Annotated in this window: 21 protein-coding genes; 16 read left to right on the forward strand and 5 right to left on the reverse strand. The window is 70.8% G+C overall.

From position 1 onward, the window contains the following. Nucleotides 1-50 precede the first annotated feature (50 nt). The 4 genes from J4573_RS36600 (at nucleotide 51) to J4573_RS36615 (ending at nucleotide 5,296) form a co-directional block, all read left to right on the forward strand. On the forward strand, nucleotides 51-3,956 hold the full coding sequence (locus J4573_RS36600; RefSeq protein ID WP_208260688.1) for a glycoside hydrolase family 38 N-terminal domain-containing protein: 3,906 nt from the start codon (nucleotides 51-53) through the stop codon (nucleotides 3,954-3,956). After that, nucleotides 3,953-4,495 (forward strand): DUF7158 domain-containing protein, encoded by a 543-nt coding sequence (locus J4573_RS36605; RefSeq protein WP_208260689.1) that lies wholly within the window; start codon nucleotides 3,953-3,955, stop codon nucleotides 4,493-4,495. The genes J4573_RS36600 and J4573_RS36605 overlap by 4 nt, the downstream gene beginning before the upstream one ends. Nucleotides 4,496-4,567: 72 nt before the next feature. Beyond that, the gene (locus J4573_RS36610; protein ID WP_208260690.1) at nucleotides 4,568-5,062 is read left to right on the forward strand and encodes a hypothetical protein; all 495 of its coding nucleotides are present in this window, start codon (nucleotides 4,568-4,570) and stop codon (nucleotides 5,060-5,062) included. Between the two features lie 27 nt (nucleotides 5,063-5,089). Then, the gene (locus J4573_RS36615) at nucleotides 5,090-5,296 is read left to right on the forward strand and encodes a DUF5988 family protein (RefSeq protein WP_208260691.1); all 207 of its coding nucleotides are present in this window, start codon (nucleotides 5,090-5,092) and stop codon (nucleotides 5,294-5,296) included. A 10-nt stretch (nucleotides 5,297-5,306) separates the two neighbouring features. Here J4573_RS36615 and J4573_RS36620 read toward each other — a convergent pair whose 3' ends face one another. Beyond that, nucleotides 5,307-6,641, reverse strand: coding sequence for a M20/M25/M40 family metallo-hydrolase (locus tag J4573_RS36620; protein WP_208260692.1), 1,335 nt, complete (start codon nucleotides 6,639-6,641; stop codon nucleotides 5,307-5,309). Between the two features lie 239 nt (nucleotides 6,642-6,880). Between J4573_RS36620 and J4573_RS36625 the strand changes: the two genes are divergently transcribed. The 5 genes from J4573_RS36625 to J4573_RS36645 are packed head-to-tail and all read left to right on the forward strand — an operon-like array spanning nucleotide 6,881 to nucleotide 12,353. Continuing rightward, nucleotides 6,881-8,497 (forward strand): peptide ABC transporter substrate-binding protein, encoded by a 1,617-nt coding sequence (locus J4573_RS36625; protein WP_208260693.1) that lies wholly within the window; start codon nucleotides 6,881-6,883, stop codon nucleotides 8,495-8,497. A 6-nt stretch (nucleotides 8,498-8,503) separates the two neighbouring features. Further along, nucleotides 8,504-9,430 carry an ABC transporter permease gene (locus J4573_RS36630; protein ID WP_208260694.1) on the forward strand — a complete coding sequence of 309 codons (927 nt, stop codon included), beginning with the start codon at nucleotides 8,504-8,506 and terminating at the stop codon, nucleotides 9,428-9,430. Beyond that, nucleotides 9,423-10,331: an ABC transporter permease gene (locus J4573_RS36635; protein ID WP_208260695.1), complete on the forward strand. Its 909-nt coding sequence runs from the start codon at nucleotides 9,423-9,425 to the stop codon at nucleotides 10,329-10,331. Before J4573_RS36630 ends, J4573_RS36635 begins: the two co-directional genes overlap by 8 nt. Nucleotides 10,332-10,333: 2 nt before the next feature. Beyond that, nucleotides 10,334-11,356: an ABC transporter ATP-binding protein gene (locus J4573_RS36640; protein ID WP_208260696.1), complete on the forward strand. Its 1,023-nt coding sequence runs from the start codon at nucleotides 10,334-10,336 to the stop codon at nucleotides 11,354-11,356. Then, nucleotides 11,340-12,353: an ABC transporter ATP-binding protein gene (locus J4573_RS36645; RefSeq protein ID WP_208260697.1), complete on the forward strand. Its 1,014-nt coding sequence runs from the start codon at nucleotides 11,340-11,342 to the stop codon at nucleotides 12,351-12,353. Before J4573_RS36640 ends, J4573_RS36645 begins: the two co-directional genes overlap by 17 nt. Here the strand turns inward: J4573_RS36645 and J4573_RS36650 are convergent. Together J4573_RS36650 and J4573_RS36655 are read right to left on the reverse strand one after the other, a co-directional pair. Next, a complete protein-coding gene (locus J4573_RS36650; RefSeq protein ID WP_208260698.1) occupies nucleotides 12,337-13,176 on the reverse strand; it encodes an EamA family transporter in 840 nt (279 codons plus the stop codon). The genes J4573_RS36645 and J4573_RS36650 overlap by 17 nt on opposite strands. Continuing rightward, nucleotides 13,166-13,717 (reverse strand): MarR family winged helix-turn-helix transcriptional regulator, encoded by a 552-nt coding sequence (locus J4573_RS36655; protein WP_208260699.1) that lies wholly within the window; start codon nucleotides 13,715-13,717, stop codon nucleotides 13,166-13,168. The genes J4573_RS36650 and J4573_RS36655 overlap by 11 nt, the downstream gene beginning before the upstream one ends. Before the next feature lie 134 nt (nucleotides 13,718-13,851). Between J4573_RS36655 and J4573_RS36660 the strand changes: the two genes are divergently transcribed. The 4 genes from J4573_RS36660 to J4573_RS36675 all read left to right on the forward strand — a co-directional run bounded on the left by J4573_RS36660 (nucleotide 13,852) and on the right by J4573_RS36675 (nucleotide 18,479). Continuing rightward, nucleotides 13,852-14,721 carry a spermidine synthase gene (locus tag J4573_RS36660; protein WP_208260700.1) on the forward strand — a complete coding sequence of 290 codons (870 nt, stop codon included), beginning with the start codon at nucleotides 13,852-13,854 and terminating at the stop codon, nucleotides 14,719-14,721. Continuing rightward, nucleotides 14,718-15,611: an RNA polymerase sigma-70 factor gene (locus J4573_RS36665; protein ID WP_208260701.1), complete on the forward strand. Its 894-nt coding sequence runs from the start codon at nucleotides 14,718-14,720 to the stop codon at nucleotides 15,609-15,611. Before J4573_RS36660 ends, J4573_RS36665 begins: the two co-directional genes overlap by 4 nt. 4 nt (nucleotides 15,612-15,615) lie before the next feature. Further along, on the forward strand, nucleotides 15,616-16,371 hold the full coding sequence (locus J4573_RS36670) for an SDR family oxidoreductase (protein ID WP_208260702.1): 756 nt from the start codon (nucleotides 15,616-15,618) through the stop codon (nucleotides 16,369-16,371). A gap of 98 nt (nucleotides 16,372-16,469) precedes the next feature. Beyond that, on the forward strand, nucleotides 16,470-18,479 hold the full coding sequence (locus tag J4573_RS36675; protein WP_208260703.1) for an ATP-binding SpoIIE family protein phosphatase: 2,010 nt from the start codon (nucleotides 16,470-16,472) through the stop codon (nucleotides 18,477-18,479). Here J4573_RS36675 and J4573_RS36680 read toward each other — a convergent pair. Continuing rightward, entirely contained in the window at nucleotides 18,476-19,648 is a 1,173-nt protein-coding gene (locus J4573_RS36680) for a VldE C-terminal domain-containing protein (protein WP_208260704.1), read from the reverse strand. The genes J4573_RS36675 and J4573_RS36680 overlap by 4 nt on opposite strands. Before the next feature lie 167 nt (nucleotides 19,649-19,815). On the opposite strand from J4573_RS36680, the gene J4573_RS36685 reads away from it, so the two are divergent. After that, entirely contained in the window at nucleotides 19,816-21,072 is a 1,257-nt protein-coding gene (locus J4573_RS36685; RefSeq protein WP_307797186.1) for an RNA-guided endonuclease InsQ/TnpB family protein, read from the forward strand. A 17-nt stretch (nucleotides 21,073-21,089) separates the two neighbouring features. On the opposite strand, the gene J4573_RS36690 is transcribed toward J4573_RS36685, so the two are convergent. Further along, entirely contained in the window at nucleotides 21,090-22,439 is a 1,350-nt protein-coding gene (locus J4573_RS36690; protein ID WP_208260705.1) for an alpha/beta fold hydrolase, read from the reverse strand. A gap of 128 nt (nucleotides 22,440-22,567) precedes the next feature. Here J4573_RS36690 and J4573_RS36695 point away from each other — a divergent pair, with 128 nt between their 5' ends. Together J4573_RS36695 and J4573_RS36700 are read left to right on the forward strand one after the other, a co-directional pair. Then, complete coding sequence (locus J4573_RS36695) at nucleotides 22,568-23,389, forward strand: PaaX family transcriptional regulator (RefSeq protein WP_307797187.1); 822 nt, start codon at nucleotides 22,568-22,570, stop codon at nucleotides 23,387-23,389. Nucleotides 23,390-23,484: 95 nt separating this feature from the next. Then, the gene (locus J4573_RS36700; RefSeq protein ID WP_208260706.1) at nucleotides 23,485-25,056 is read left to right on the forward strand and encodes an MFS transporter; all 1,572 of its coding nucleotides are present in this window, start codon (nucleotides 23,485-23,487) and stop codon (nucleotides 25,054-25,056) included. The last annotated feature ends 20 nt before the right edge of the window (nucleotides 25,057-25,076 follow it).

Raw genomic sequence — 25,076 nt, forward strand, 5'->3', positions numbered from 1 at the left:
GCGGGTGACGATCGAATGATCTGGACGGTGACATCGGATGAGAGGTGTGCGTGGACGTAGAGCCCACTGACGTGTTCATCGGCGGCGTCGAGGACCCCCTGCAGGTCGTGCGGGTGTCCTCGACGTCGTTCGTCCGCATCACCGGCGAGGGCGTGCACGGCGAGGGGACGGGCCCCGAGGTCGGCGTGCGCTGCGAGGCGCCGCCGGGCACCGTCGTTCCCATCGTCGTCACCTCGGGCGACCGCGAGACCGTCGCCGAGCTGACCGTGGCCGAGCCGGGCTGGACGGTCTGGATGGTCCCGCACTTCCACTACGACCCGGTGTGGTGGAACACCCAGGCCGCCTACACCACCACCTGGGACGACGCCGGGGACGCCGCCCAGCGCAACCGCAGCGACTTCCAGCAGCCGGGCTTCGAGTTGATGCGGCTGCACATGGAGGCCGCACGCCGCGACCCCGACTACAAGTTCGTGCTGGCCGAGGTCGACTACCTCAAGCCGTACTGGGACGCCTGCCCGGGCGACCGCGCCTACCTGCGCCGGCTCATGGCCGAGGGGCGCATGGAGCTGATGGGAGGCACCTACAACGAGCCCAACACCAACCTCACCTCCGCCGAGTCGACGATCCGCAACCTGGTCTACGGAACGGGCTTCCAGCGCCGCATCATGGGCGGCGACCCGGCGACGGCCTGGCAGCTGGACGTGTTCGGGCACGACCCGCAGTTCCCGGCGCTGGCGGCGGACGCTGGGCTGACCTCTTCGTCCTGGGCACGCGGACCGTTCCACCAGTGGGGTCCGATGCTGACCGCACGCGAAGGCGGCCAGGCCTGGGCCGATCCCCGCGCCAGGATGCAGTTCCCGGCCGAGTTCGAATGGCTGGCGCCCGGCGGCAAGGGCGTCCTCACCCACTACATGCCCGCCCACTACAGCGCCGGGTGGTGGATGGACCAGGCCACCTCGCTGGAGGACGCCGAGAAGGCGGTCTTCGAACTGTTCCGGCTGATGCGCGGGGTCGCCTCGACGCGGAACGTGCTGCTGCCCGTCGGCACCGACTACACCCCGCCCAACCGCTGGGTCACCGAGATCCAGCGGGACTGGAACGCGCGCTATGTGTGGCCGCGCTTCGTCTGCGCGCTGCCGAGCGAGTTCTTCGCCGCCGTACGGGCCGGTCTGGAGGCCGACGGGCGGTCGCCGACGCCGCAGACCCGCGACATGAACCCGGTCTACACCGGCAAGGACGTCTCGTTCATCGACACCAAGCAGGCGCAGCGCGCGGCCGAGACGCTGCTGGTCGACGCGGAGAAGTTCGCGACGTTCGCGGCCGCGACGACGGGCGTGCCCTATCCGTACGCCGCGTTCGACAAGGCCTGGCGGCAGCTCGCCTACGGCGCGCACCACGACGCGATCACCGGCTCGGAGTCCGACCAGGTCTACCTGGACCTGCTGACGGGCTGGCGGGAGGCGCACGACATCGGACGCGACGTGCTGGACGCCTCGCTGCGCACGCTGTCCGCGGGCCATGACGGCGTGGTGGTCTTCAACCCCTCGTCGTGGCCGCGCACCGATCTGGTGCGCGTCGACGGCGGCGCCTTCCTGGCCGAGGACGTGCCCGCGCTGGGCTACCGGGTGTTCCGCCCTGAGACGGTGGTGGGGGACGCCGACGGGTGGCGGCCCGCCGCCGGGACGCGGATCTCGAACGAGACGCACGCGATCGAGGTGGACCCGGCGCGCGGCGGCTGCGTGTCCAGCATCAAGGTCGATGGACGCGAGCTCCTGCACGAGGGCAGGGTCGGCAACGAGCTGGTCGTCTACAAGGAGTATCCGGATCACCCGCGGATGCACGAGGGGCCGTGGCACCTGACGCCGTCCGGGCCCCAGAAGGGCAGCGCCGAGGCGCCCGCCGCCTCGGTCGCCGTCGAGACCTCGTCGCTGGGCGAGCGGATCACCGTGACCGGTGAGGTCGGCCCGGTCCGCTACACCCAGACTTTGACGCTCTGGTATGGCCTGGACCGGGTCGACGGCGTCACGCACATCGACGAGTTCGAGGGCGAGGACCAGCTCGTCCGGCTGCGCTGGCCGGTCCGCGTTCCCGGCGCGCTGCCGGTGAGCGAGGTCGCGGGCGCGGTGATCGGGCGCGGCTTCGGGCTCATCGACGTCGACTCCAAGGACCATCCGTGGACCCTGGACAACCCGGCGCACACCTGGTTCGGGCTGTCGTCCACGGCCCGCGTCCGCCTCGCCGGGGGCGGCGTGCGGGCGATCGGCGTCGCGGAGGTCATCACGACGGAGGGCGACGAGGACGGGGCGCGTGACCTGGCATTGGCGCTCGTCCGCGCCGGGGTGACCAGCACCTGCTCGGCCGCTCCGGGCGCGCGCTACGGCAGCCTCGCCTTCGACTCCAACCTGCCCGACGTGCGGATCGCGATCGGCACGCCCGAGCAGAACCCGTTCGTCGCCGAGGTCCTCACGCCCGACCACGCCGCCGAGCTGAAGGCCCAGCTCGCGGCGCGGGGCCGGGCTCGGGTGTGGGTTCCCGCCGGCCAGGCCCTGGCGAAGGTCTGGGTGCCCAGCGCCGACCTCACCCCCGCGCGAGCGCTGCCCGTGCTGGTCATCGCCGGGCCTGGCGCCGTGGAGGACCTGGTGAACGATCTCCACGACGCCACCGTCGAGGTCGCACAGGATCCGTCACTGAGCGAACTGACCGATCCGTCGCTGGACGACTACACGGTCGCGCTGGTCAACAAGGGCGTTCCCGGGTTCGCGGTGGACAGCGGCGGCGCGCTGCACCTGTCGCTGATGCGGTCGTGCACCGGCTGGCCCTCCGGAGTGTGGATCGATCCACCGCGCCGTACGGTGCCGGACGGGTCGAACTTCCAGCAGCAGCACTGGACCCACTCGTTCGAATACAGCCTGCTGGCAGGGCCGGGGGACTGGCGGGCGCGCTCGACCGTTCACGCGGCCCACGACGTCAACCATCCGCTGCGTGCGGTGGTGGCCGCGGGCGGACGGGACAGGACCGACAGTCACTCGTTCCTGACCGTCGAGCCCGCGGAGCAGATCGTGCTGGCCACGCTGAAGCCGAGTGGCGAGCCGCTCGCGCGTGGCGAGGTCCCCGGGCCGGTCGAGGCACTCGACGTCCGCCTGCACGAGGTGACCGGTTCGGCGGCGGACGTCACCGTGACGACGCGGTTGGCCGAGACGGTCGCCGCACGCGTGGACGGCATGGAGATCGCGACGGTCCGGGCGCGGCTGCGCACCGCCATCGATCCGGGGACGGGCCGCGAGCCCTGGCAGCCCGTCTACACGCGCTACTGGCTGAACAACACCGGCCCGGCCCCGATCGGCAACCTGCCCGTCGCGGTCCATCTGACCGATTCGGCCGTGACCGTGGCCTCCGACCTGACCGAGGTGGAGGTCGACGGCGAGGTCAAGCTGATCGGGCCGCCCGGCTGGACGGTCGAACCCGGCGGCGTGCCGTACGAGCTGCCGCCCGGCGGCCACCTCGAGCACCCGATCCGCGCCGTGCCGCCCGAGGACGCTCAGCCGGGCGTCTACTGGCTGCGGGCGAGGATCATCCACGACGGGCAGACCTTCGAGGACGTGGCGCGCTTGGTCGTCGGTGACAAGCCTCCGGAGCGGGAGCTGACGGTCACGTTGGAGACGCAGGACGTGCGGCTCGCGCCCGGCGAGACCGGGTCGGTCGTGGTGTCGGTCGCGTCGGCGGTCCGAACGCCGATCGGCCTCCAGGCGCAGCTGATCAGCCCCTGGCAGACGTTCGAGCTGTTCCCGGTCTGGAACGCGGGCCTCGACGTCCCGGCGGGAAGCGAGGCGCGGCTGACCTTCCCGGTGGAGGTTCCGCCCGGGACGCGGCCCGGCCGCTGGTGGGCGGTCGTCAAGCTGGCCGCCGCCGGGAGCCTGCACTACACCGAGGCCATCGGCGTCGAGGTGACCGCGTGAACGCGGCCGCCTACGTGGGGGAGCGGGCCATCCTCGAAGAGGAGGTGGAGGCCCGGGTCGCCGCGCTGCGGACCGGGCCGCTCGCCGCCCGGCTGCCGCGTTCCGAGACTGCCGACGGGCGCAACCTGCGCCGCTGGGTCGTCCAGGTCATGACCCACGAGGCCGTCATCGAGGCCGAGGCGGCTGCTCTCGGGCTGAGAGTGGACGGTGGCGGTGCGGGGGAGACGCTCACGCTCCCGGCGGCGATGCGGATGGGCGGGGTCGCCGCGGCCGTCCTCGCCCGCTCGCCGCTCGCACGCGAGGTGCGGCGGCACGTGACGGCGGGCGTCGAGGTGCCGGACGAGGAGATCCGCGCGTACTTCGAACGCAACCCCGACCGCGCCGGGACGCCGGGCGAGGCGCAGCGGCTGCGCCGGGAGGCCGCGGACCGGGCGTTCGCGCTCTGGCTGGCGCGCCGGCACGCGGCCCTCGTACGGCTGATGCCCGGCTTCGAGCACCCCGCCGACCCGCGTCACGCCGACGCCGCGCACCGCCATTAACAGCGTCTGTGACGCATTCGACGATCCGGAGCGCTGACCTAAGAAAGGAGAGCCGCCGGAAGGGACGGAAGGATGCGGATGGGCTTCTCGGGCTATCTCATCGTCGGCAGAGACGACCGGCCGCTTCCCGAGCTCCATTCTCTGAAACAGCACCGGCAGTGCGTGACGGGCAACCGCCCGCGCGCCGACAACTGGCAGGTCTGCTCGCTCGGACCCGACGCCGGTCTGGGCGACTCGATCTCGCTGCTGATCGAGGTCGCCGCCGAGACCTTCGAGCCCGTGCTGCTGGCCTCGTTCACCGTGGGCGAGGACGGCGCCGCGGTCGAGGGTTTCAGCGGCCCGTACGGCTACTGGTGGACCCGCCTCACCCGCGCCTCGTGCGCCGGCGACGTCGCCGGACGGGCCGTCCAGTGGGCGACGGCGGCCGGCCGCGAGGTCGAGGCCGGGCCGATCGCCGACCTGCTCGCGGCGCGTTCGGCCCCGCACCTGGAGGCGGTCTTCGAGGAGCTCCTGGAGCGGCTCGGCCTGGCGGGTACCGGGGATACCTCCCCCGGGGAGATTGGCTGACGCGTCCCGCTGTGTTTCCATCCGGGAATGGACACCAGTTTGAAGGCATTCCTGGAAGGCGGCCCGGCGGATCTGCCGGAGCGGGTCGTCGGGATCACTCCTCCCGGTGTCGAGCTGAAGCTGCCCTTCCGGGGCGGCTTCGAGCACTTCAAGGTGACCGGGCGTCACCACGACACCCCGGAGGGCAGGCTGCCCGTCTTCAGGTGGTACGAGCGTACGGCGGTCGCGGAGTAGCCGCCGGAACTCAGCGCGTGCCGAGGAAACGGTCCAGGACGCGGGTGCCGAAGCGCAGTCCCTCCACGGGAACCCGCTCGTCCACGCCGTGGAACATGCCGAAGTAGTCCAGCTCGGGGCCGAGGAGCAGCGGCGCGAAGCCGAAGCTCTTGATGCCGATCCGGTTGAAGGACTTGCCGTCGGTGCCGCCCGCCATGACGTACGGCACCGGGTGGGCGGCCGGGTCCTCGGCGCGCAGTGACGCGGCGAGCGCGGCGAACGTCGCGCCCGCCGGGTCGGCCGAGGGCGCCTTCTCGTAGTTGATGAACTCCCGGGTGACCTTCGGGCCGAGCAGCCGGTCCACCGTGGCGAGGAACTCCTCCCCGGTGCCCGGCAGGTAGCGGCCGTCCACCTGCGCCGTCGCCGTGCCCGGGATGACGTTGACCTTGTAGCCTGCGTCCAGCCGGGTCGGGTTGGCCGAGTTGCGGACGGTGCCCGCGAACAGGGTGCCGACGCGGCCGAGCCGCCGCGCCTCCTCGTCGAGGCGGTCGTGGTCGATGGTGGTGCCGAGTGCGTCCGCCAGGCCGTCCAGCAGCGCCAGCACGCCCGGGGTCAGCCGTACCGGCCACTCGTAGGCGGCCAGCCGCGAGATCGCGTGGGCGAGCTCGGCGACCGCGTTGTCGGGCGCGGGCTTGGAGCCGTGCCCCGCCGTGCCCTGGACCGACAGCTTCATCCAGGTCGTGCCGCGCTCGCCGGTCGCGATCGGATAGATCCGCTTGTCCTCGCCGTGGGCGTCCTGGGCGACGACGCTGAAGCCGCCGGACTCGCTGATCGCCTCGCTGACCCCGGTGAAGACCTCGGGGTGCTCGCGGACCACGAAGCGCGAGCCGTAGTCGCCGGTGCACTCCTCGTCGGCCAGGAACGCCAGGACCAGATCGCCCCGGGTCCTGCGCGCCTCGCGCATGCGCTGGCGCACGACCGCGAGGGTCATCGCCACGGTGCCCTTCATGTCGACCGCGCCGCGACCCCACACGCAGCCGTCCCTGACCTCGCCGGAGAACGGGGGAACGCTCCATTCGGCCGGGTCGGCGGGCACCACGTCAAGATGACCATGAACGAGGAAGGCGGGCGCGTCCGGGTCGGTGCCGGCGATGCGGGCGAGGACGCTGGTACGGCCCGGAGCCGACTCCACGACCTGAGGCCGCACGCCGACCTCGTCGAGGAGTTCGGCGACGTGCTCGGCGGCCGCGCGTTCGCCCCGGCCGACGCCTTCACCCTCGTTGGTGGTGTCGATCCGGATGAGGTCGGAGCAGATTCCCGCGACCTCATCGGCCGCCGTCCGCTCCTGTACCTGCGGTTCGGTCACCCCTGCCCCGCCTTCCGCGCGCCTTTCGGAACTTCCCGAGGGGGGCGACCCCCCACGCCCCCCGGCCGACTTCGTCGGTTTCGAAGGACCCCTGCGTTTCGCCCTCGTTCTGACCTTAGTCAATGAAGATCCCCGAGGTGGTCATGGTATCGATCTTGTGACGAATCCTTTAGAGGCGTACCGCGCGAGGGGTCGGCGGTACCACGCTTCCCTCAACAGGGGTCGTGCAAGGGAGAATCATGTCCGGACTAGGCCTGCGTAAGAGCGCCGTGTCGGTCGCCGTGGTGGCGGTCTTGGGAGCGGCGATGGCCGCCTGTGGCGGAGGTGGCGGGAAGTCGAGCGACGGGACCTTCACGGCCGGGCACTCAGAGCCCGACCACCTGACGCCGGGCAACACCACCAGCAGTTACTCCTTCGACGTGCTGAGCGGGCTGTACGACAACCTCGTCGGCCTCACCGTCGAGGGCAAGACCTACAACCTGGCCGCGCAGTCGGTGGACAGCACGGACCAGAAGGTCTGGACGATCAAGCTCAAGCCCGGCCAGAAGTTCTCCAACGGGGAGCCGGTCACCGCGCAGAGCTACGCCGACTCGTGGAACAACGCCGCGCTCGGCGCCAACGCCTACGAGGCCAACGAGTACTTCTCCAAGATCAAGGGGTATGACGAGCTCAACCCCGAGGACGAGAAGGCCGCGCCGAAGACCGGCAAGCTGAGCGGGCTGAAGGTCGTCGACGACACCACGCTCGAAGTCACGCTGACCGACAAGTTCAACCAGTTCCCGTACCTGCTGACCTACCCGGCGTTCGCGCCGCTGCCGAAGGCCGCGTTCGGCCCCGACGGCAAGGTCCCCGCCTCGTTCGACGACAAGCCGATCGGCAACGGCCCGTACATGGTCGACGGGAAGTGGGAGCGCAACAAGCAGATCAAGCTGGTGCCCTCGCCCACCTACACGGGCCCCCGCAAGCCCAAGAACAAGGGCTACACCTGGAAGAGCTACTCCAGCGCGCAGACCGCCTACACCGACCTGCGCGCCGGGCGCCTGGACGTGCTCCAGACGATCCCCGCGGCCAGCGTTCCCGAGGCCAAGCGGCTGCTCGGCGACCGCTTCATGCCCCGCAAGATGGGGACGATCGACTACCTGGGCTTCCCGCTGTGGGACAAGCGCTTCCAGAACCCGGACCTGCGCAAGGCCATCTCGATGTCGATCGACCGGCAGGCGATCAACAAGGCGGTCTACAACGGCGACTACACGCCCGCCGACTCGCTGCTGCCCCCGATCATCACCGGGCACCGTGCGAACGCCTGCGGCGAGCTGTGCACCTACAACCCGGCCAAGGCCAAGGAGCTGTTCACCAAGGCCGGCGGCTTCAAGGGCAAGCTGGAGCTCTACTTCTCCAACGCCCAGCCCACCTACCAGCAGTGGATGCAGATCGTCGCGAACTCGCTCAAGCAGAACCTGGGCCTCACCGACGACCAGATCGCCTTCCGCCAGACCCCGGCCTCGGACTACTTCGGGATGCTGAGCAAGCACGAGGAGAAGGGCCCGTACCGGCAGAACTGGGAGGCCGACTACCCGAGCCCCCAGAACTACCTCGAGGGCATGTGGGGCGTCGGCAACAAGATGACGTGGAAGAACAAGGACTTCGACGCCGCCATCCTGAAGGCCAACACCGCCTCTGACCAGGCGACCGCGCTGCAGTACTACAACAAGGCCGAGGACATCGCGACCCAGGACATGCCGATGATTCCGCTGTGGACCTGGACCGGCCAGGGCGGCCGTTCCAAGCGCGTCTCCAACGTGACCATCACCGCCTGGGCCACCGGTCTCATCGCGAACGAAGTGACGGTCAAGTAAGCGATCATGTGGCGTTACACAGTCCGTCGTCTCCTGCAGTTCGTGCCGGTCTTCCTCGGCACGACGCTGTTCATCTACGCGATGGTGTTCCTGCTGCCGGGGGACCCGATCGCCGCTCTGGCCGGTGACAAGCCGCTGCCGGAGTCGGTGGTGCGCACCCTGCACGCCCGGTACAACCTCGACGACCCGTTCCTCGTGCAGTACGGCAAGTACATCTGGGGCCTGCTGCACGGGGACCTCGGCGAGAACTACGACGGGCAGAAGGTCTCCGACATGCTCAGCGGGCGCTGGTCGGTGACCTTCCAACTCGCCGCGACCGCCTGGATCTTCGAGCTGACCGTCGGGATCGCGCTCGGCGTGTGGGCGGGCCTGCGGCGCGGCAAGTTCGCCGACACGCTGGTGCTCGGCGGGACCACGCTGGCGATCGCCGTGCCGGTGTTCGTGCTCGGCTACACCGCGCAGATCCTGCTCGGCGTGAAGTGGCCGATCTTCCCGTCCGCCGGGACCGACGACGGCTGGCCGCTGAGCTACATCCTGCCGGGCATGGTGCTCGGGTCGCTGGGCCTGTCGTACGTGGCCCGGCTGACCCGCACCAGCCTGGTGGAGAACCTGCGGGCCGACTACGTGCGCACGGCCAGGGCCAAGGGCCTCAAACGGGTGCGCGTGGTCGGGCGCCACACGCTGCGCAACTCGCTCATCCCCGTCGTGACCTACCTTGGCATCGACTTCGGCACGCTGATGGGCGGCGCCGTCGTCACCGAGGGCATCTTCAACCTGCCGGGCGTCGGCGGGCAGGTGTTCCAGTCCATCCAGCTGAAGGAGGGCCCGGTGGTGGTCGGCGCGGTCACCGTGCTGGTGCTGATCTTCCTGCTGGTCAACCTGATCGTCGACCTGCTGTACGGCGTGCTCGACCCGAGGATCCGCTATGAGTGAGGCCGGGGCCGAGGGGTCCGCCGTCGCCGAGGCCGGCGGGCTGGTCGAGGGACGCTCGGCGTCGCTGTGGAGCGACGCCTGGCGCGAACTGCGGCGGCGCGTGGTCTTCTGGCTGTCGGCCGCGGTGCTGACGCTGGTGACGCTGATGGCCGCGTTCCCGAGCCTGTTCACCGACAAGGGCAAGAACGAGGGCTGCAACGCCAACTACGCCAAGCTCGGGCCCGGGCCTGGGCACCGCTTCGGCACCGACACCACGGGCTGCGACTACTACGCGCACGTCGTGCACGGCGCGCGGCCGACGATGGTGATCGGCCTGTCGGTCACGATCTTCACGATGCTGATCGCGGTGGTCTTCGGGATGCTCGCGGGCTACTACGGCGGCGTGCTGGACACCGTGATCGCCCGGATCACCGACGTGTTCTTCGGGCTGCCGTTCGTGCTGGGCGCCACCGTCATCCTGGTCGCCTTCCCCGACCACGGGATGAACGCGATGACGCTGGTCCTGGTCCTGCTCGGCTGGACGATCATGCTGCGCATCATGCGCGGTCAGGTGATCGTGGCCAGGGACGCCGACTACGTCCAGGCGGCGCGGCTGCTGGGCGCGTCCGATCTGCGCATCATGACGCGGCACATCCTGCCGAACGCCATCGCGCCGGTGATCGTGGTGGCCACGCTGAACGTCGGCAACGTGATCTCCAGCGAGGCGACGCTGGACTTCCTCGGGGTGGGCCTGCAGTACCCGCAGGTGTCGTGGGGCCTGCAGCTGAACATGGCGCAGACCTACTTCGTCGACCACCCGCACCTGCTGATCTTCCCCGCGGTGTTCCTGACGACGACGGTGCTCAGCTTCCTGATGCTGGGCGACGCCGTCCGCGACGCCCTCGACCCGAAACTCCGGTGAGCATGGACCAGACTCCGGTGAGCACGGACCAGAACGAGCCCCTGCTGGCGGTCGAGGACCTGAGCGTCCAGTTCCGGGTGCGGGACCAGGACGTGCGGGCGGTGAACGGCCTGTCCTACAGCCTCGCCGAGGGGGAGACGCTGGCGATCCTCGGCGAGTCGGGGTCGGGCAAGAGCGTCGCCGCGCAGGCGGTGATGGGCATCCTCGACACCCCGCCCGCGCGCGTGACCGGCGGCTCGGTGCGGCTGCGCGGCCAGGAGCTGCTCGACCTGCCCGAACGGCGGCGCCGCTCGTTCCGCGGCGACCACATCGCGATGATCTTCCAGGACGCGCTGAGCGCGCTGAACCCGGTCTTCACCGTGGGCGACCAGATCAGCGAGATGTTCCAGGTCCACCGCGGCATGAAGCGCAAGGAGGCCAAGGCCAAGACGATCGAGCTGATGGAGCGGGTGCGCATCCCGTCGGCCGCGACGCGGCTGGGCGATTACCCGCACCAGTTCTCCGGCGGCATGCGGCAGCGCATCATGATCGCGATGGCGCTGGCGCTGGAGCCGGACGTGCTGATCGCCGACGAGCCGACCACCGCGCTCGACGTGACCGTCCAGGCGCAGATCATGCGGCTGCTGGCGGACCTGCAGGACGAGTACCGGATGGGCCTCATCCTCATCACCCACGACCTCGGCGTCGTCGCCGGCGTCGCCGACCGGATCGTGGTGATGTACGCGGGCTCGGTCGCCGAGGAGGCGTCCGCCAAGGAGCTGTACGCCCGGCCCGCCCACCCCTACACCGCCGGCCTGCTGGCCTCGGTGCCGCGCCTGGACCGCAAGGGCGAGCAGCTCGTACCGATCAAGGGAACGCCGCCCAACCCGGCGTCGCTGCCGCCCGGCTGCCCGTTCGCGCCGCGCTGCCCCCGCGCCCAGGCGATCTGCACCGACGAACGCCCGACCCTGACCCCGGTGGGCGAATCCGGCCACCGGGCCGCCTGCCACTTCGCCGAGGAGGTCTACGGTGCCGGAACAGAGTGACGGTCCGATCCTCCAGGTCGAGGGCCTGGCGAAGCACTACCCGGTCACCCAGGGGATCCTCTTCAAGCGCGAGGTGGGCCGCGTCAAGGCGGTCGACGGCGTCGACCTGGAGCTGCGGCGCGGCGAGACCCTCGGTGTCGTCGGCGAGTCCGGCTGCGGCAAGTCGACCCTGGCCAAGCTGCTGCTGGCCGCCGAACGCCCCACCTCGGGCACGGTCCGCTTCGACGGCCGCGACATCTACTCGCTGCCGCGCCGCGAACTGCGCGCCCTGCGGCGCCGCATCCAGATGGTGCTCCAGGACCCGTACTCCTCGCTCAACCCGCGGATGACGGTCGGCGACATCGTCGGCGAGCCGTTCGCGATCCACCCGGACGCCGCGCCCAAGGGGCAGCGACGTGCCCGTGTGCAGGAACTGCTGGAGCTCGTCGGCCTCGACCCCGACCACGTCAGCCGCTACCCGCACCAGTTCTCGGGGGGACAGCGGCAGCGCGTCGGCATCGCGCGAGCGCTGGCGCTGAAGCCCGACGTCATCGTGTGCGACGAGCCGGTATCGGCGCTGGACGTGTCCGTTCAGGCGCAGGTGATGAACCTGCTGGGCGAGCTGCAGAGCGAGCTCGGCCTGGCGTACGTCTTCATCGCGCACGACCTGGCGGCCGTACGGCACATCTCCGACCGCATCGCGGTGATGTACCTCGGCAAGGTCGTGGAGACCGGCGACGAGGCGCAGATCTACGAGCAGCCGACGCACCCGTACACCCAGGCCTTGTTGTCGGCGGTGCCCGTTCCGGACCCGGAGGCGCCGGTCGCGCGGATCGAGCTGGAGGGCGAGCCGCCCTCGCCGATCGACCCGCCGTCGGGCTGCCGCTTCCGCACCCGCTGCTGGAAGGCCGAGGACATCTGTGCCGAGGAGGAGCCCGCCCTGATCGAGCGGGACGGCTCCGCGCATCCGAGCGCCTGCCACTTCGCGTCGGTCGAGGTGCTCACGGGAGGGCGATGAGGGCTATCGCGGCGCCCGCGCCGCACAGCCCGAGGACCTGCTTGCGGTTGAGGCGTTCGCGCAGGAAGACCAGCGCCAGGACGACGGGGACGGCCGGGTAGAGGGCCGCCAGGACGGTCGCGACGGCCGCGAGCTGGTGGTGAACGGCCATCCAGTACAGGACGGTCGCGGCGGTGCCGACGATGCCCACGGCCGCTGCCGCCAGACCCGGGCGGAGGGGCGCCTTGAGCGGTGCGCCCATCGTGGCGACCAGCGGCAGGATCATCGCGACCGAGGCCACGCGGCTCGCCACGATGGGCCACAGCCCTGCGTCCAGGGGGATCGGCTTCAGCGCCAGGAACGTGATCGCGAAGCCGACTCCGGCGATGAGGGCGTCGCGCAGGCCCGGCGCCGCGTTCCCGCGTTCGCGGCCACCGGACTGGGAGACCAGCCAGAGCGCGGGCAGCGCGACGCAGAAGCCCACGATCCCGCCCGGCGGCGGGCGTTCACCCAGGAGCAGCAGCGCCACCAGCACCGGGATGACCACTGCGCCGACATCGCTGACCGGCACGACCACGCTGATCGCTCCGGAGCTCATCGCCCGGTAGAGGAACGCGACGGCCAGGCCCGTACCGAGGCCGGACAGGACGCCCCAGCCGAGATCGGCCGGCGTGGGGGTGCCGAACGGGAGGGCGAGAGCGGCCAGGATCGAGACGGCGGTCCCACCCAGCTGCGCGTACAGGGAGACGGTCAGCCCGGGGACGCGGCGGGCGAGCAGGCCGCAGACGAAGTGCGTGATGCCGTAGCAGGCGGCCGCGGACAGTGCCATCAGCTCACCGTTCATCGGTCGCCTCCCTGGTGTCGCCGGCCTCCCGGGCGTTGCGGGCGTCGCTGACGGGGCAGGTGTTGCCTCCGGAGAGGCACGCGGGCCCGTCGCACAGCCGGCACAGCAGTTCGCTGTCGGGCAGCCGGTCGTAGGCGGCGTCGAGCAGCTTGTCGAAGAGGCCTGCGAGGACGGCGCGTTCGTTCTCGTCCAGGGAGTCCGAGAGCGGGAGCAGGGCCTGGATGCGCGCCAGGCGGATCTGCTCGGCGGCCTGCCGGCCCTGGTCGGTCAGGTGAACGGCGACCGATCGGGACGCGGCCGGGCGGCGTTCGGCCAGCCCGCGGGCCTCCAGCGCGTCGATCATGCGCGCCGCCGCAGGCTGGCTCAGGCCGATCCGCCGCCCCAGCTCGGTCACCGACAGGCCGGGCTCGGTCGCCGCGACCTTGATGGCCGCGGCGCCGCTGGCGCTCGTTCCGGTCGCCCGCAGGACGTCGCCCAGCATCAGGTCGCGGACCGTCAGCGAGAGCGCGCCCAGCAGGTTGGCGAGGCGTTCGTCATGCATGAGTCATGCATGACCGATATGAGGTGGTCTAAACGTTCATCGGGGGAGAAGGATCACAGAGCCTGGCGAGGGGTGGTCAAACCCGGGTGAGCACCCACGTACGGCCGCTGCGGGGGCCTCCGTAGAGTTGAGGCATGGCGCGCAAGGGCAGCAGGAGCGGCGGAGGCCCGCGGGCGGACCGGTACGAGATCGCCGGCGGCGAGGCGGAGCTCTTGCGCGACGCCGACCGCGACGGCGGCTGGGTCCTGTGCGTGGGCGGCGTTCCCCAGTCGTACGTGGATCTGTCCGACCCGACCTACCTCGACTTCGAGTACATGCGGCTGATGGGCGACGTCGTCGACTGCCTGGGGCTGGAGGGCGAGGCGTTCGACGCCGTGCACATCGGCGGCGCCGCCTGCACGCTGCCGCGCTACATCGCCGCGACCCGGCCGGGGTCCCGGCAGGTCGTGCTGGAGCCCGACGGCCCGCTGGTGCAGATGGTCCGCGAGCAGCTCCCGGTCAAGGGCGTGCCCGGTCTGAAGATCCGGATCGTGGACGGGCGGAACGGCATCGCCGGGATCGACGACGAGGCCGACGACCTGGCGGTGCTGGACGCGTTCGCCGAGGCCTCGATGCCGGTCGAGCTCGCCACCCAGGAGTTCACCTACGACATCGCGCGGGTGCTGCGCCCCGGCGGCGTCTACCTGATCAACGTCGCGGACGGGTTCCGGCTGCCGTTCGCGCGGCGCGTGGCGGCGACGGTCCGCTCGGTGTTCCGGCACGTCATCGTGCTGGCCGAGCCCGCCGTCCTGCGTGGGCGCCGGTTCGGCAACCTCATCGTGGCCGCCTCCCGCGAGCCGCTGCCGGTCGCAGAGCTGACGCGCCGGGCCGCGGGCGGCATCGTCCAGGCGCGCCTGCTGGAGGGCACCGACCTCACCGCGTTCTGCTCGGGGGCCAGACCGCTGCACGACGGCGAGGACGTCGAGGCCCCCGTTCCGCCGCCGCAGGTCTTCGGGCGCGCATGAACGTTGAGGCGTTCGAACAGTGGCGGCCCCTGATGATGGGCCTGGCGTACCGCATGCTGGGTGAAGTCCACGAGGCCGAGGACGCCGTGCAGGACGCCTACCTGCGCTGGAGCCAGGCCGAGGGGATCGAGGCGCCCGCCGCCTGGCTGACCAAGGTTGTCACCAACCTCTGCATCAACCGGCTGAACTCGGCTCGCGTCCGCCGCGAGTCCTACGCCGGAACGTGGCTGCCCGAGCCCGTCTCGACCGCCGACGCCGCGTTCGGCCCGATGGAGACCGCCGAGCAGCGCGAGACCGTCTCTCTGGCCCTCCTGTCGCTCATGGAGAACCTCACCCCCGCCGAACGCGCCGTCTTCGTGCTCCGCGAGGCGTTCGCCTACCCGCACCGCGAGATCGCCGACATCATCGACGTGACCGAGGCCGCGAGCCGGCAACTGCACAGCCGCGCCCGCAAGCACCTCGGCGACGCGAGCCCCCGCTTCGACCCCGACCCCACCGACCTGCGCAAGCTCGTCGAACGCTTCGTCGCCGCCGCGTCCGAGGGCGACGTCTCCGGCCTGGAGGCACTTCTCGCCGAGGATGTCATCGCCTGGTCCGACGGCGGCGGCAAGGTCACCGCCGCCCGCCGCCCGATCCTCGGCCGCAACCGCGTCGCCCGCTTCGTCCTCGGCGTCGTCGCCCAGGTCGAGGCCATGGACCTGGACTTCGAGGAGATCAACGGCCGCCCCGCCATCGTCGGCAGACTGCACGGCGAACCCGCGATCGTCGCCGCCTTCGAAGCCTCCAACGGCCGCATCCAGGGCCTCTGGAACGTCCTCAACCCCGACAAGCTCCAGCGGCTGTCACATCCCACCTCGCCATCTGGTCACCTCTGGCGAGAAAAGGAGTGACGACATGATTCTTGTGACCGGAGCAAGCGGCAACCTGGGCAGCTCCCTAGTCCCCTTGCTGGTCGACGCGGGCGCGGACGTCCACGCCCTCAGCCGCCAACCCAGACCGGCGGCCGACGGCGTCACCTGGCACCAGGGCGACCTGCGCACCGGCGACGGCCTAGAAGCCTTGAAGGGCGCCGACACGATCGTGCACTGCGCCAGCGACTGGCGCCGCCCCAAGGCCGACCTCCCCGCGACCAAGAACCTCCTTGAGGCCGCCAAGAACAAGCCTCACATCGTCTACATCTCCATCGTCGGCGTGGACGACCATCCCTACGGCTACTACAAGACCAAGTACGCCGTAGAGCGCCTGATCGCCGACTCCGGCCTGCCCCACACGATCCTGCGCACGACCCAGTTCTTCGAGCTTCTGGACATGGTCCTAGGCCTCCTGGCCAAGTCCCCCCTCGTCATGCCGATCCTCTCCAAGACCTCAGATCAGCCCCTGGACGTCGACGAGGTAGCAGCCCACATGGCCGAACTGGCCTTGGCCGAGCCCGCAGGCCGAGTCCCCGACATGGGCGGCCCCGAGGTCCTCACGTTCAACGAGATCGCCCGCGCCTACCTCAAGGCCACCGGCCGCCGCCGAACCCTCATCTCTCTCCACCTCCCCGGCTCCGTAGGCCGAGCCTTCCGCGAGGGCCGTCACCTGGCCCCCGGCCACCCCACGGCCAAGCGCACCTGGTCCGACTATCTGGCCGCCCGCTACCCCCACTAAGGCGCCATCGGCGGCCGCGATGTCGTGGGCCACGCTGGTCACTCTTTTTATCGACGGTATCTGCCGCATCACGGCGTGAAATATCCCATAATCGAGCGATGGAGTCGTCCACCCGAATTCTGATTGTCGGCATGGATTCGTCGGGGAAAATACTCCAGTTCGACCGGAACGCCGCGGCACTTCTCGGGGTGAATCCGGACGACCTGTGCGGCGCCTCGTTCGGCGATGTGATCGTCGGCGGTCGTGAGGGCGAGCTGGAGCGGCTGCTGGCCGCCATCGGGAACGGGCGCGAGACGAGCGCCATGCTCGCGATCGAGGTGGCGGACGGCAGGATCTTCGACGCGGTCGTGACCGTGCACCCGATGAGCGGCGGCGACCCTGATCTGGCGGCGCTGGCCGTCATACGGGTGCCGGTGCCGCTGGCGGATCGGTTCCTGGATCCGGCGGTGACGCGGCGGGCTCTGCTGGACGACTCGCTGCCGCGGGTGGGTGCGTCGCTGGACCTCGACCAGCTCGCGCGCGGGCTCATGGACATCGTGGTGCCGCACTTCGCCAACTCGGGCGCGCTCGCGTTGCTGGAGAGCCTGGTGGACGCCGATGAACGGTTCGCCAGGGGGCCGCAGCCGATGCGGCGGATGGCGACGGCGTTCGACAGCGCCGAGCATCCGTGGGACGCCGCGTTCCCGCCGGAAGAGGTGCTGGTCTACCCGGAGGGGACGCCGTACGCGCAGTGCCTGGAGACCGGCGAGGCGGTGCTGGTGCAGGTCGACGCGGAGCGCGCGGAGGCGCTGGCGGCGGTGTGGCACCGGCCGGTGATCAGCGAGATGCTCACGGGCGCGTCGATGCTGCTGCTGCCGATCGTGGTGGACGGGGTGCCGGTCGGGTTCTTCATCTGCACACGGAACGTCGGGCACCGGCCGTTCGACCGGTACGACATCGAGATCGGCATGGAGTTCGCCTCGCGTGCCGCGATCTTCATCGACAGCGCGCGGCGGTACGGGCGGGAGCGGGCGACCGCGCTGACGCTGCAGCGGAGCCTGCTGCCGACCGGGCTGTCGGCGCCGCCGACGGTCGAGGTGCATCACCGGTATCTGCCGGGCAGCCGGCTGATCGAGGTCGGGGGCGACTGGTACGAGGCGATCGCGCTGCCCGGGGCCCGGGTCGCGCTGGTCGTGGGCGACGTCGCGGGACACGGCGTCCGGGCGGCGGTCACGATGGGGCGGCTGCGCACCGCGATCCACACGCTGGCGGGGCTGGACCTGCCGCCGGCGGAGGCGCTGGAACGGCTCGACCTGCTGATGGGCAGCCTGGGCGAGCGCGAGCCGCACTTCGCGACGTGCGCGTACGTGGTCTACGACGCGGTGAGCGGCCGCTGCGAGGCCGCCAGCGCCGGGCATCTGCCGCCGCTGATCGCGCCGCCGGGCGCCGAGGCCTCGTTCCTGGACGTGCCGCCAGCCCCGCCGCTCGGCGTGGGGCAGGGCCCGATCGTCAGCCGCGAGATCACGATCGAGGACGGCACCCTGCTGTTCCTCTACACCGACGGGCTGGTGGAGAACCGTACGCGGCACATCGACGACGGCCTGACGCGGCTGCGGGACACCTTCGGGCACGACGCGCCCGAACGGCAGCTGGAGGAGCTCTGCCAGGAGGCGCTCGACGGCGTCTTCGACGACCAGCACCGCGACGACATCGCCATGCTCGTCGCGCGGCTGCGGCGCATCCCGGCCGACGACCACGTCACCTGGGAGCTGCCGCACTCGCACGCGGCCGTGCGCAGGGCGCGCGGGCTGGTACGCCACCGGCTGCAGGAGTGGAAGCTCGAGGAGCTGTCGGACTCGGCTGAGCTGCTGGTGTCCGAGCTGGTCACCAACGCTATCCAGCACGCGGGCGGCCGGGTCACGCTGCGGCTCATCCGCGACGACCATCTGGTCTGCGAGGTCTTCGACGGGTCCGACGGGCGCCCGCGCATCCGGCGCGCGGAGGGCGGCGTGGACGACTTCGCCGAGGCGGGCCGCGGCCTGCACGTGGTGGGACGGCTGTCGCGCCGCTGGGGCGTGCGCCGTACCCCGACGGGCAAGGCGGTCTGGTGCGAGCTCGCCCGGCCCTAACGCAGCACTGAGATGTGCACGTGGTCGTAGTGGTTCTGGGTGATGCTGCCCCGGTCCTCCATCGGCCGCCACCCGGGGAACCTGATGTTCCAGATGTGCTGCTTCCAGATCACGTAGGAGATCCCCAGCCGCTTGGCGTTGCTGATGGCGTACTGCGCCACCTGGTCGCCGTGCCGCTGCGCGCCCGCGCTCGGCATCCGGCCGCCGACGCTCTCCATGAAGTCGCAGGCGCGGCCGTCGCCGTGGTCCTGCGCGTCGCCGCCGCTGCGGTAGCAGCCGATGGTGGGGAACGGGCCGAACGCGCCGTCGATCTCCATCACCACGGCGCGCATCGTCGGCGTCATCAGGTTGCCGGTGAGCGGGGTGCGGTTGCCGTGCACGCCGTCAGGACGTCCACTGACCTGCGGCTGCTGGCGGGTGCCCGCCGGCGTGACGGGGTTGGTCTGGCCGAGCAGGGCGATCCTGGTGCCGCGCGGCAGGATCTTCTTCAGTTGCTTGGACAGCTTCTTGGCGTCGGTCTTGCGGGCGCTGATGACCAGGGCGTTACCGTCGGGCATGCCGAGCGACCTGGCCTGCGCGCGCGAGACGACGGCGTCGACGTCCTTGATGCCCAGCGAGGCGTACGCGGAGACGCGCATCTGCCCGGGCCGGTCGCTGCGCCCTGCTGGCACGACGCCGCCGAGGGGGAGCGAGCCGTCCTGGATCAGGCTGTAGGAGACGGCCATGCCGCCGGTGGCCACGATCTGCCACAGCGGATCCGACTCGGCCGACTGCTTGGGCGCGAACGTGCGGAACGTCGAGGGATCGACCCCGAGGAGCCCCACGCGCCGCCCGCCGACCTGCGCCTGCGCCGCGTCCACGACCGCCAGCCCGGCCACGCTCTTCAGCCGCCGGGCCCGTTCGACCGTCGCGGGCGGGAGCGGGCCCCGGCCCGCGATGAGCAGGTGCGGGGTGAGCGTCCGGGTGAGCGGCGCCACGGCCGGGGCGGCGGGCGCGGGCTGATCGCCCGGCTTGCTGACCGAGACGAGGTTGCGGGGATCGGCCTTGGCCGGCCCGTCCTCCTTGGTGTGCCGTACGACCAGGAGGGCACCGTCGCCGAGCAGCGTGGCCAGCACGGCGCTCCCGACGGCGATGGGCAGGACTCGGCCGCCACGCGGCCTCCGCCGCACCGTCGCTCCGCGCTCCCGCACTCCGCCGACCCCTCACGTCCCCGATGGGAGATCTCTCCCGCCGCGAAATATTAGCGTTCGTGTGGGAACCGCACCCCTCCAGAGACAGGCCTCCTCCGAGAACCGTCAATCGTTCGCGGCTCGGCGGGTTGCATAGGGTAGCGGGTGTGAAACTGGTGGTGGCCGTGAAACTGGTGACCTCGCCCAAGGTGAGCGAGGCCCTGCGTGATGAGCTGCGCGGGTGCAACGACGCAGCGACCTGGGTGTCGGCGGTCGCGTTCGAGCATTTCGGGCTTAAGGTCCGCGAGGGAGCGCTTCGCAAGCTCGTGTACGCCCGCCTTAGAGAGGAGCGAAGGATCAAGTCTGCGGCGGCCCAGCAGCTGATCAAGAAGGTCGTGGACGCCTACACCGCGCTGCGGGGCAATATCCGGGCCGGGAATCTGGGCGGGGACCAGTCCAAGCGGCGGCGCAAGGCCGCCTCCAAGCCGATCGTCTTCAGGCCGGACGCGGCACAGCCCTATGACTGCCGCAACATGGGGTGGGACATTGACGGCCGCTCGGTCGCGATCACGACCCGGCAGGGTCGGCTGAAGGGCGTTCCGTTCGTGTGCTCGCCCGAGCAGGCCAGGACCCTTTCCAGTTGCCGCAAGGGAGAGGCCGACCTGCTATTTCGTGACGGAGCCTGGTACCTGCACGCGACTTGTGAGGTTCCCGAGGGGACGCTGAACGACGTTCCACTTGGCTTCATCGGGGTCGACCTGGGAGTCGAGAACGTCGCCACCACCTCCACCGGCTATCGGGCGGCCGGTCGGCACCTCAATCGTCACCGCCGCCGCCAGCAGTACCTGCGCACCAAGCTCCAGAAGAAGGGAACCAAGGCGGCCAAGCGGCTGCTGAAGAAGCGGCGTCGCCAGGAGGCCCGCCGCGCCAAAGACCTGAACCACTGCATATCCAAGACGATCGTGACCGAGGCTGAACGCACCGGCCAAGGGATCTCCCTGGAAGACCTCACGGGGATTCTCGGACGGGTACGGCTCCGCAAGCCCCAACGGGTCACCCTCCATTCCTGGTCCTTCCACCAGCTCGGGGAGTTCATCGTCTACAAGGCACGCCTTGCCGGAGTGCCGGTCGTGTACGTAAACCCGGCCTACACCTCGCAGATGTGCGCTGACTGCGGCCACACCGACAAGCGGAACCGTGTCGACCAGGGCCTGTTCATCTGCCGGGGCTGCGGCGTCGTTGCGCACGCAGACCGGAATGCTTCCCGCAACATCGCAGCCAAAGGCACTGTTGCGTGGGACGCGGGGCGGCAGTCATCCGTCCCGGCCCCTGTCCTATCGGATGGGGGCCAAGACGCGGCACGAAACCTCACAGCCAGTGAGAGACGTAGCCGCAAGCTTGGGGCTTCGATCCCGAGAAGCTGACACAGGAGTTGAACGAATCATCGTTGCACTACCAGGGCGGACGGGTGGTGGGCGACGAAGCGGCCGCCGCCGAGGTTGAGGGCGTTTGCGGCGGCGTTGAGGCTGTGGGGGGAGGCCGTGTCGCTCCAGCGTCCGGTGGAGACGCGCTTGCCGACGGTGTTGATGGCCGCGACGTACTCGGCGTCGGTGAAGGCGCAGTGGCCGATGGCCGCGACGTAGGCCTGGCGGAGCATGGCGGAGTCGCCCGCGGCCTTGACCCGGGCGGCGTAGGCGTTCTCCTGCTCGACCGGCACCAGCTGGTCGGAGATCGTGTGAACGGTGAGCTCTGGGACGGGCAGGCGGCCGGTGTTGGTGGAGGTGCGGCGCATGGCGCTCAGGGAGTCGCCCTCGGAGGCGTAGCGGCGGCCGAGGTTCAGGGCCGAGAGGTCGGTGCGGAGGTCGAGTCCGGCCTGGCGGTAGAGAAACGCGATCTGCTTGCGGCGGGGAGAGCTGCGGATCAGGCGGCCGTAGTCGACGCCGATGTTGGCGCCGCTGTCGCCACCGGCGGCCTTGGCGATGGAGGCGCGCCCGGACTCGATGAAGACCAGCTGTCCTGAGGTGAGGATGCGGGCTTGTTGTTCCTCCTGGCCGGCGTAGTCGCGTGGGGCGGGCGGGGCGGTGCCGGTGGCCCAGTCGGTCTGGTTGAGCAGGGCGCCGGCGAGCGCGATCCGGGCACGGCCCGCAGAGGTGGACTGCGCGTCGGAGACGGCCTTGGTGAGCGCCAGACCGGACGCCGCGCCCTCGGCCTCTGAGGCGAAATCGCGGATTTTCACCTGTGCGGCCTGTGGCAGCAGGGTGGTGAGGGCGTACTCGGCGTTGAGCTGGTAGTTGTTCAGGTCGACGCCACCGGCCACGATGCCGCAGAACGTGGCGGCACCGGCGATCCTGCCTTTGCCCTGCTGGGCGATGAGGCTGTTGACCAGGCCTCCCATCGACTGGCCGGTGGCGATCGTGCGGCGCGGCCTCCCGGCCTGCTCGCCGAACGCCTTGAGCGTGCCGAACTGGTCGGCGACGGCGGAGTTCAGTGCCCACATCGAGCCGTGCGGGTCGTAGGAGGACCCGGCGAGCGCGTATCCCTGGTCGAGAAGGGCGGTGGCGCTGCCCTTGCTCGGGGCGTCCTGAGCCACGAGCGGGCCGTAGCCGTGGCTGAACAGGACGAGTGTGCCGTTCCAGCGGGCCGGGACGTCGGCGACCCAGGTGGCGCCGTCGGCCAGCGTTCCGGTGTGGTGGGTGACGGGCGAAGAGGCGGAGGCCAGGCCGTTCGGCGCTGCGGCGGCGAGGGTGGCTGAACTGGCGATCAGGGCGGTGAGCGTGCGTCGGCGCGTCACGGTCGTCTCCCAGGGGCGGGGAATGAAGTTCGGCGAATGTACGTCGAAATTCTGACTACGGTCAAGAGAATGCACAATTAGGTGTCTCGGGTGCCGTTCGGTGGGGCTGTGGGCTCTACGCTGTGGGGGTGACCAGCGCCGAAGAGCCCGAGCCGCGCACGCAGTCCCTGCTGCTGTCGTTCTGCGGCATCCACCTGCTCGGGCGGGGCCGCGCGGTCTCCTCGGGCAGCGTGATCGAGGTGCTCGGGCGGCTGGGCGTCGGCGAGGGCGCGACGCGTTCCACGCTCAACCGGATGGTGCGGCGTGGCCTGCTTGAGCGGCACCAGCGGGGACGGAAGACCTACTTCGGCCTGACCGGGCACGCTGAGGGCGTGCTGGCGGACGGGCGCGACCGGATCTGGAGCACCGGGGTGGTCAACGCCGACTGGGACGGCCAGTGGACCCTCGTCGGATTCTCGCTGCCCGACTCCTGGCGCAGCGAACGTCATGACCTGCGCTCGCGGCTGATCTGGGCCGGGTTCGGGCCGCTGCAGAACGGCCTGTGGGCGGCGCCCGGGCCGGTCGACGTCGCGCAGGCCGTGGAGGGCCTCGGGCTGGAGTCCCATCTGCGGGTGTTCCGGGCGAGCGTGCTGCCTCCGACGCAGGTGCGCGAGGTGCTGGAGCAGGCATTCGACGTGCCCGCGATCGGTGGTCGTTATCGGGGCTTCCTTGAGCGCTGGGACCGTACGGATCCGCCCGGCCCCGACGGGGATGCCTTGGCCCAGCAGTTGCTGTTGCACACCGAATGGCTGGAACTCGTTCGCAGGGATCCGCACCTGCCCGCCGAATACCTTCCGGCGGACTGGCCCGCGGCCCGCGCGGAGTCGGTGTTCCGCGGGCTGTCCGGGCGCTGGCAGCGTTCGGCCGACCTGTCCGCGGCCAAGCTGGACATGGTCGCTCCCGAGGATTGACGTTCGTCAGTCTGTTGACGGTCATCATATTTTCGACTTACATTCAACGCTCCGGGCTGCGCAGCCTCCCACCCCTGCCTCGTCCAGGAGCACCCGTGTCCCACTCGTCCACGGCCCCGCCACTGACCTCCTCCACCGACGCGTCACGGCTCACCAAGGGCACCCTGATCGCCGGTCTCCTGGCCGTCTGCCTCGCGCAGATCGGCCTGGCGATCCCCGCCACGCTGAACGGGCTCTTCCAGAGCGACCTGCATCCCGTGGGCGCCCAGCTGACCTGGGTCTCGGACGCGTTCCTGCTGCCCGTCGCCGTCCTGGAGCTGACGTTCGGCCTGCTCGGCGACCTGTTCGGCCGCAAGCGGCTGCTGGTCGCGGGCGCCGCGCTGATCGCGGCGGGCGAGCTGCTCAGCACCGCCGCCGACGGCATCCACCTGCTGTGGGCCGGCCAGGCGATCGCCGGTCTCGGCGCCGCCGCGCTCTTCCCGACCTCGCTCGCCGTCATCGCCGCGGGCACGACCACCCATGCAGAACGCGCCCGGGTCATCGCGCTGTGGGCGGCGTTGCTGTCGACCGGCGGCTTCCTCGCACCGCTGCTCGGCGGCGTCACCGCCACCTACGGCTCGTGGCGGTGGGCGTTCGTCGGCGTCGCGGTCATCGCCGGGGCGAGCGCGCTGGTCAGCGCGTTCCTCGCCCGCGACTCCCGGTCGCCGGAGGGGCGCGGGCTGGACCTGGCCGGGCAGATCACGGTCGGCCTCGGCCTGTTCGCCCTCCTCTACGCGATCATCCAGGGGCCGACGGACGGCTGGGGCTCGGTACAGATCGTGGCGGCGTTCGTCGCGGCGGCGGTGTTCCTCGTCCTGTTCGTCGTCGCCGAGCTGCGCGCCCGGTCGCCGCTGCTGCGCCTGGACCTGTTCCGCAACCGGGCCTTCGCGGTGGCCTCGTTCGTCGCCGTGGTCGGCATGTTCTCCTTCCTCGGCACGGCCTACTCGGTGAGCATCCGGCTGGGCGCCGTTCAGGATCAGCCGCCGATGCGCACCGCGCTGGCGTTCCTGCTGCTGAACGGCCTGGCCCTGCTCCTGCTGCCGGTGACCGAACGGCTGCTGCGTTCGGTCGCGCCGTGGAAGCTGCTGACCGCCGGGCTGATGCTCATGGCGGCGGGGGACTTCTGGGCCGCCACGCTGCCGATCCACACGATGGCGTTCCCGCCGCTGATCCTGCCGCTCGGCCTGGTCGGCGTCGGCTTCGCCGTCACGGTCTCCTCGATCACCGCCAGCGCGGTCAACACCGTGCCGGTGCCGCTGGCGGGCATGGCGAGCGCCACCACCAACCTGCTGCGCGACTTCGGGTTCACGCTCGGCCCCGCGATCATCGGGGCGGTCGCGTTGAGCAGGGCGAGCACCGCGTTCGGCGCCTCGCTGCACGACTCGGGCCTGCCCGGCGGGCTGCAGGGCGCGGCCTCGGGAATCCTCTCCGAGGGCGGACCGCTCGCCGTGAACGCGGCCTCTGAGGAGTCTCCGAAGCTCCACCCCGTTCACGACATGGCGATGTCGGCGCTCGGCCACGGCTATTCGATCGGCTTCGTCGTTTGCGGATGCGCCGCTCTTGTCAGTGCGCTGCTCGCTTTGGCCGCGCTTCGCGGGCACGGCGCCACCGATGACGAGGCCTTGTAACCGCAGTTCTACCTAAATGG

The organism is Actinomadura barringtoniae (assembly GCF_017573505.1).
Taxonomy (GTDB): domain Bacteria; phylum Actinomycetota; class Actinomycetes; order Streptosporangiales; family Streptosporangiaceae; genus Spirillospora; species Spirillospora barringtoniae.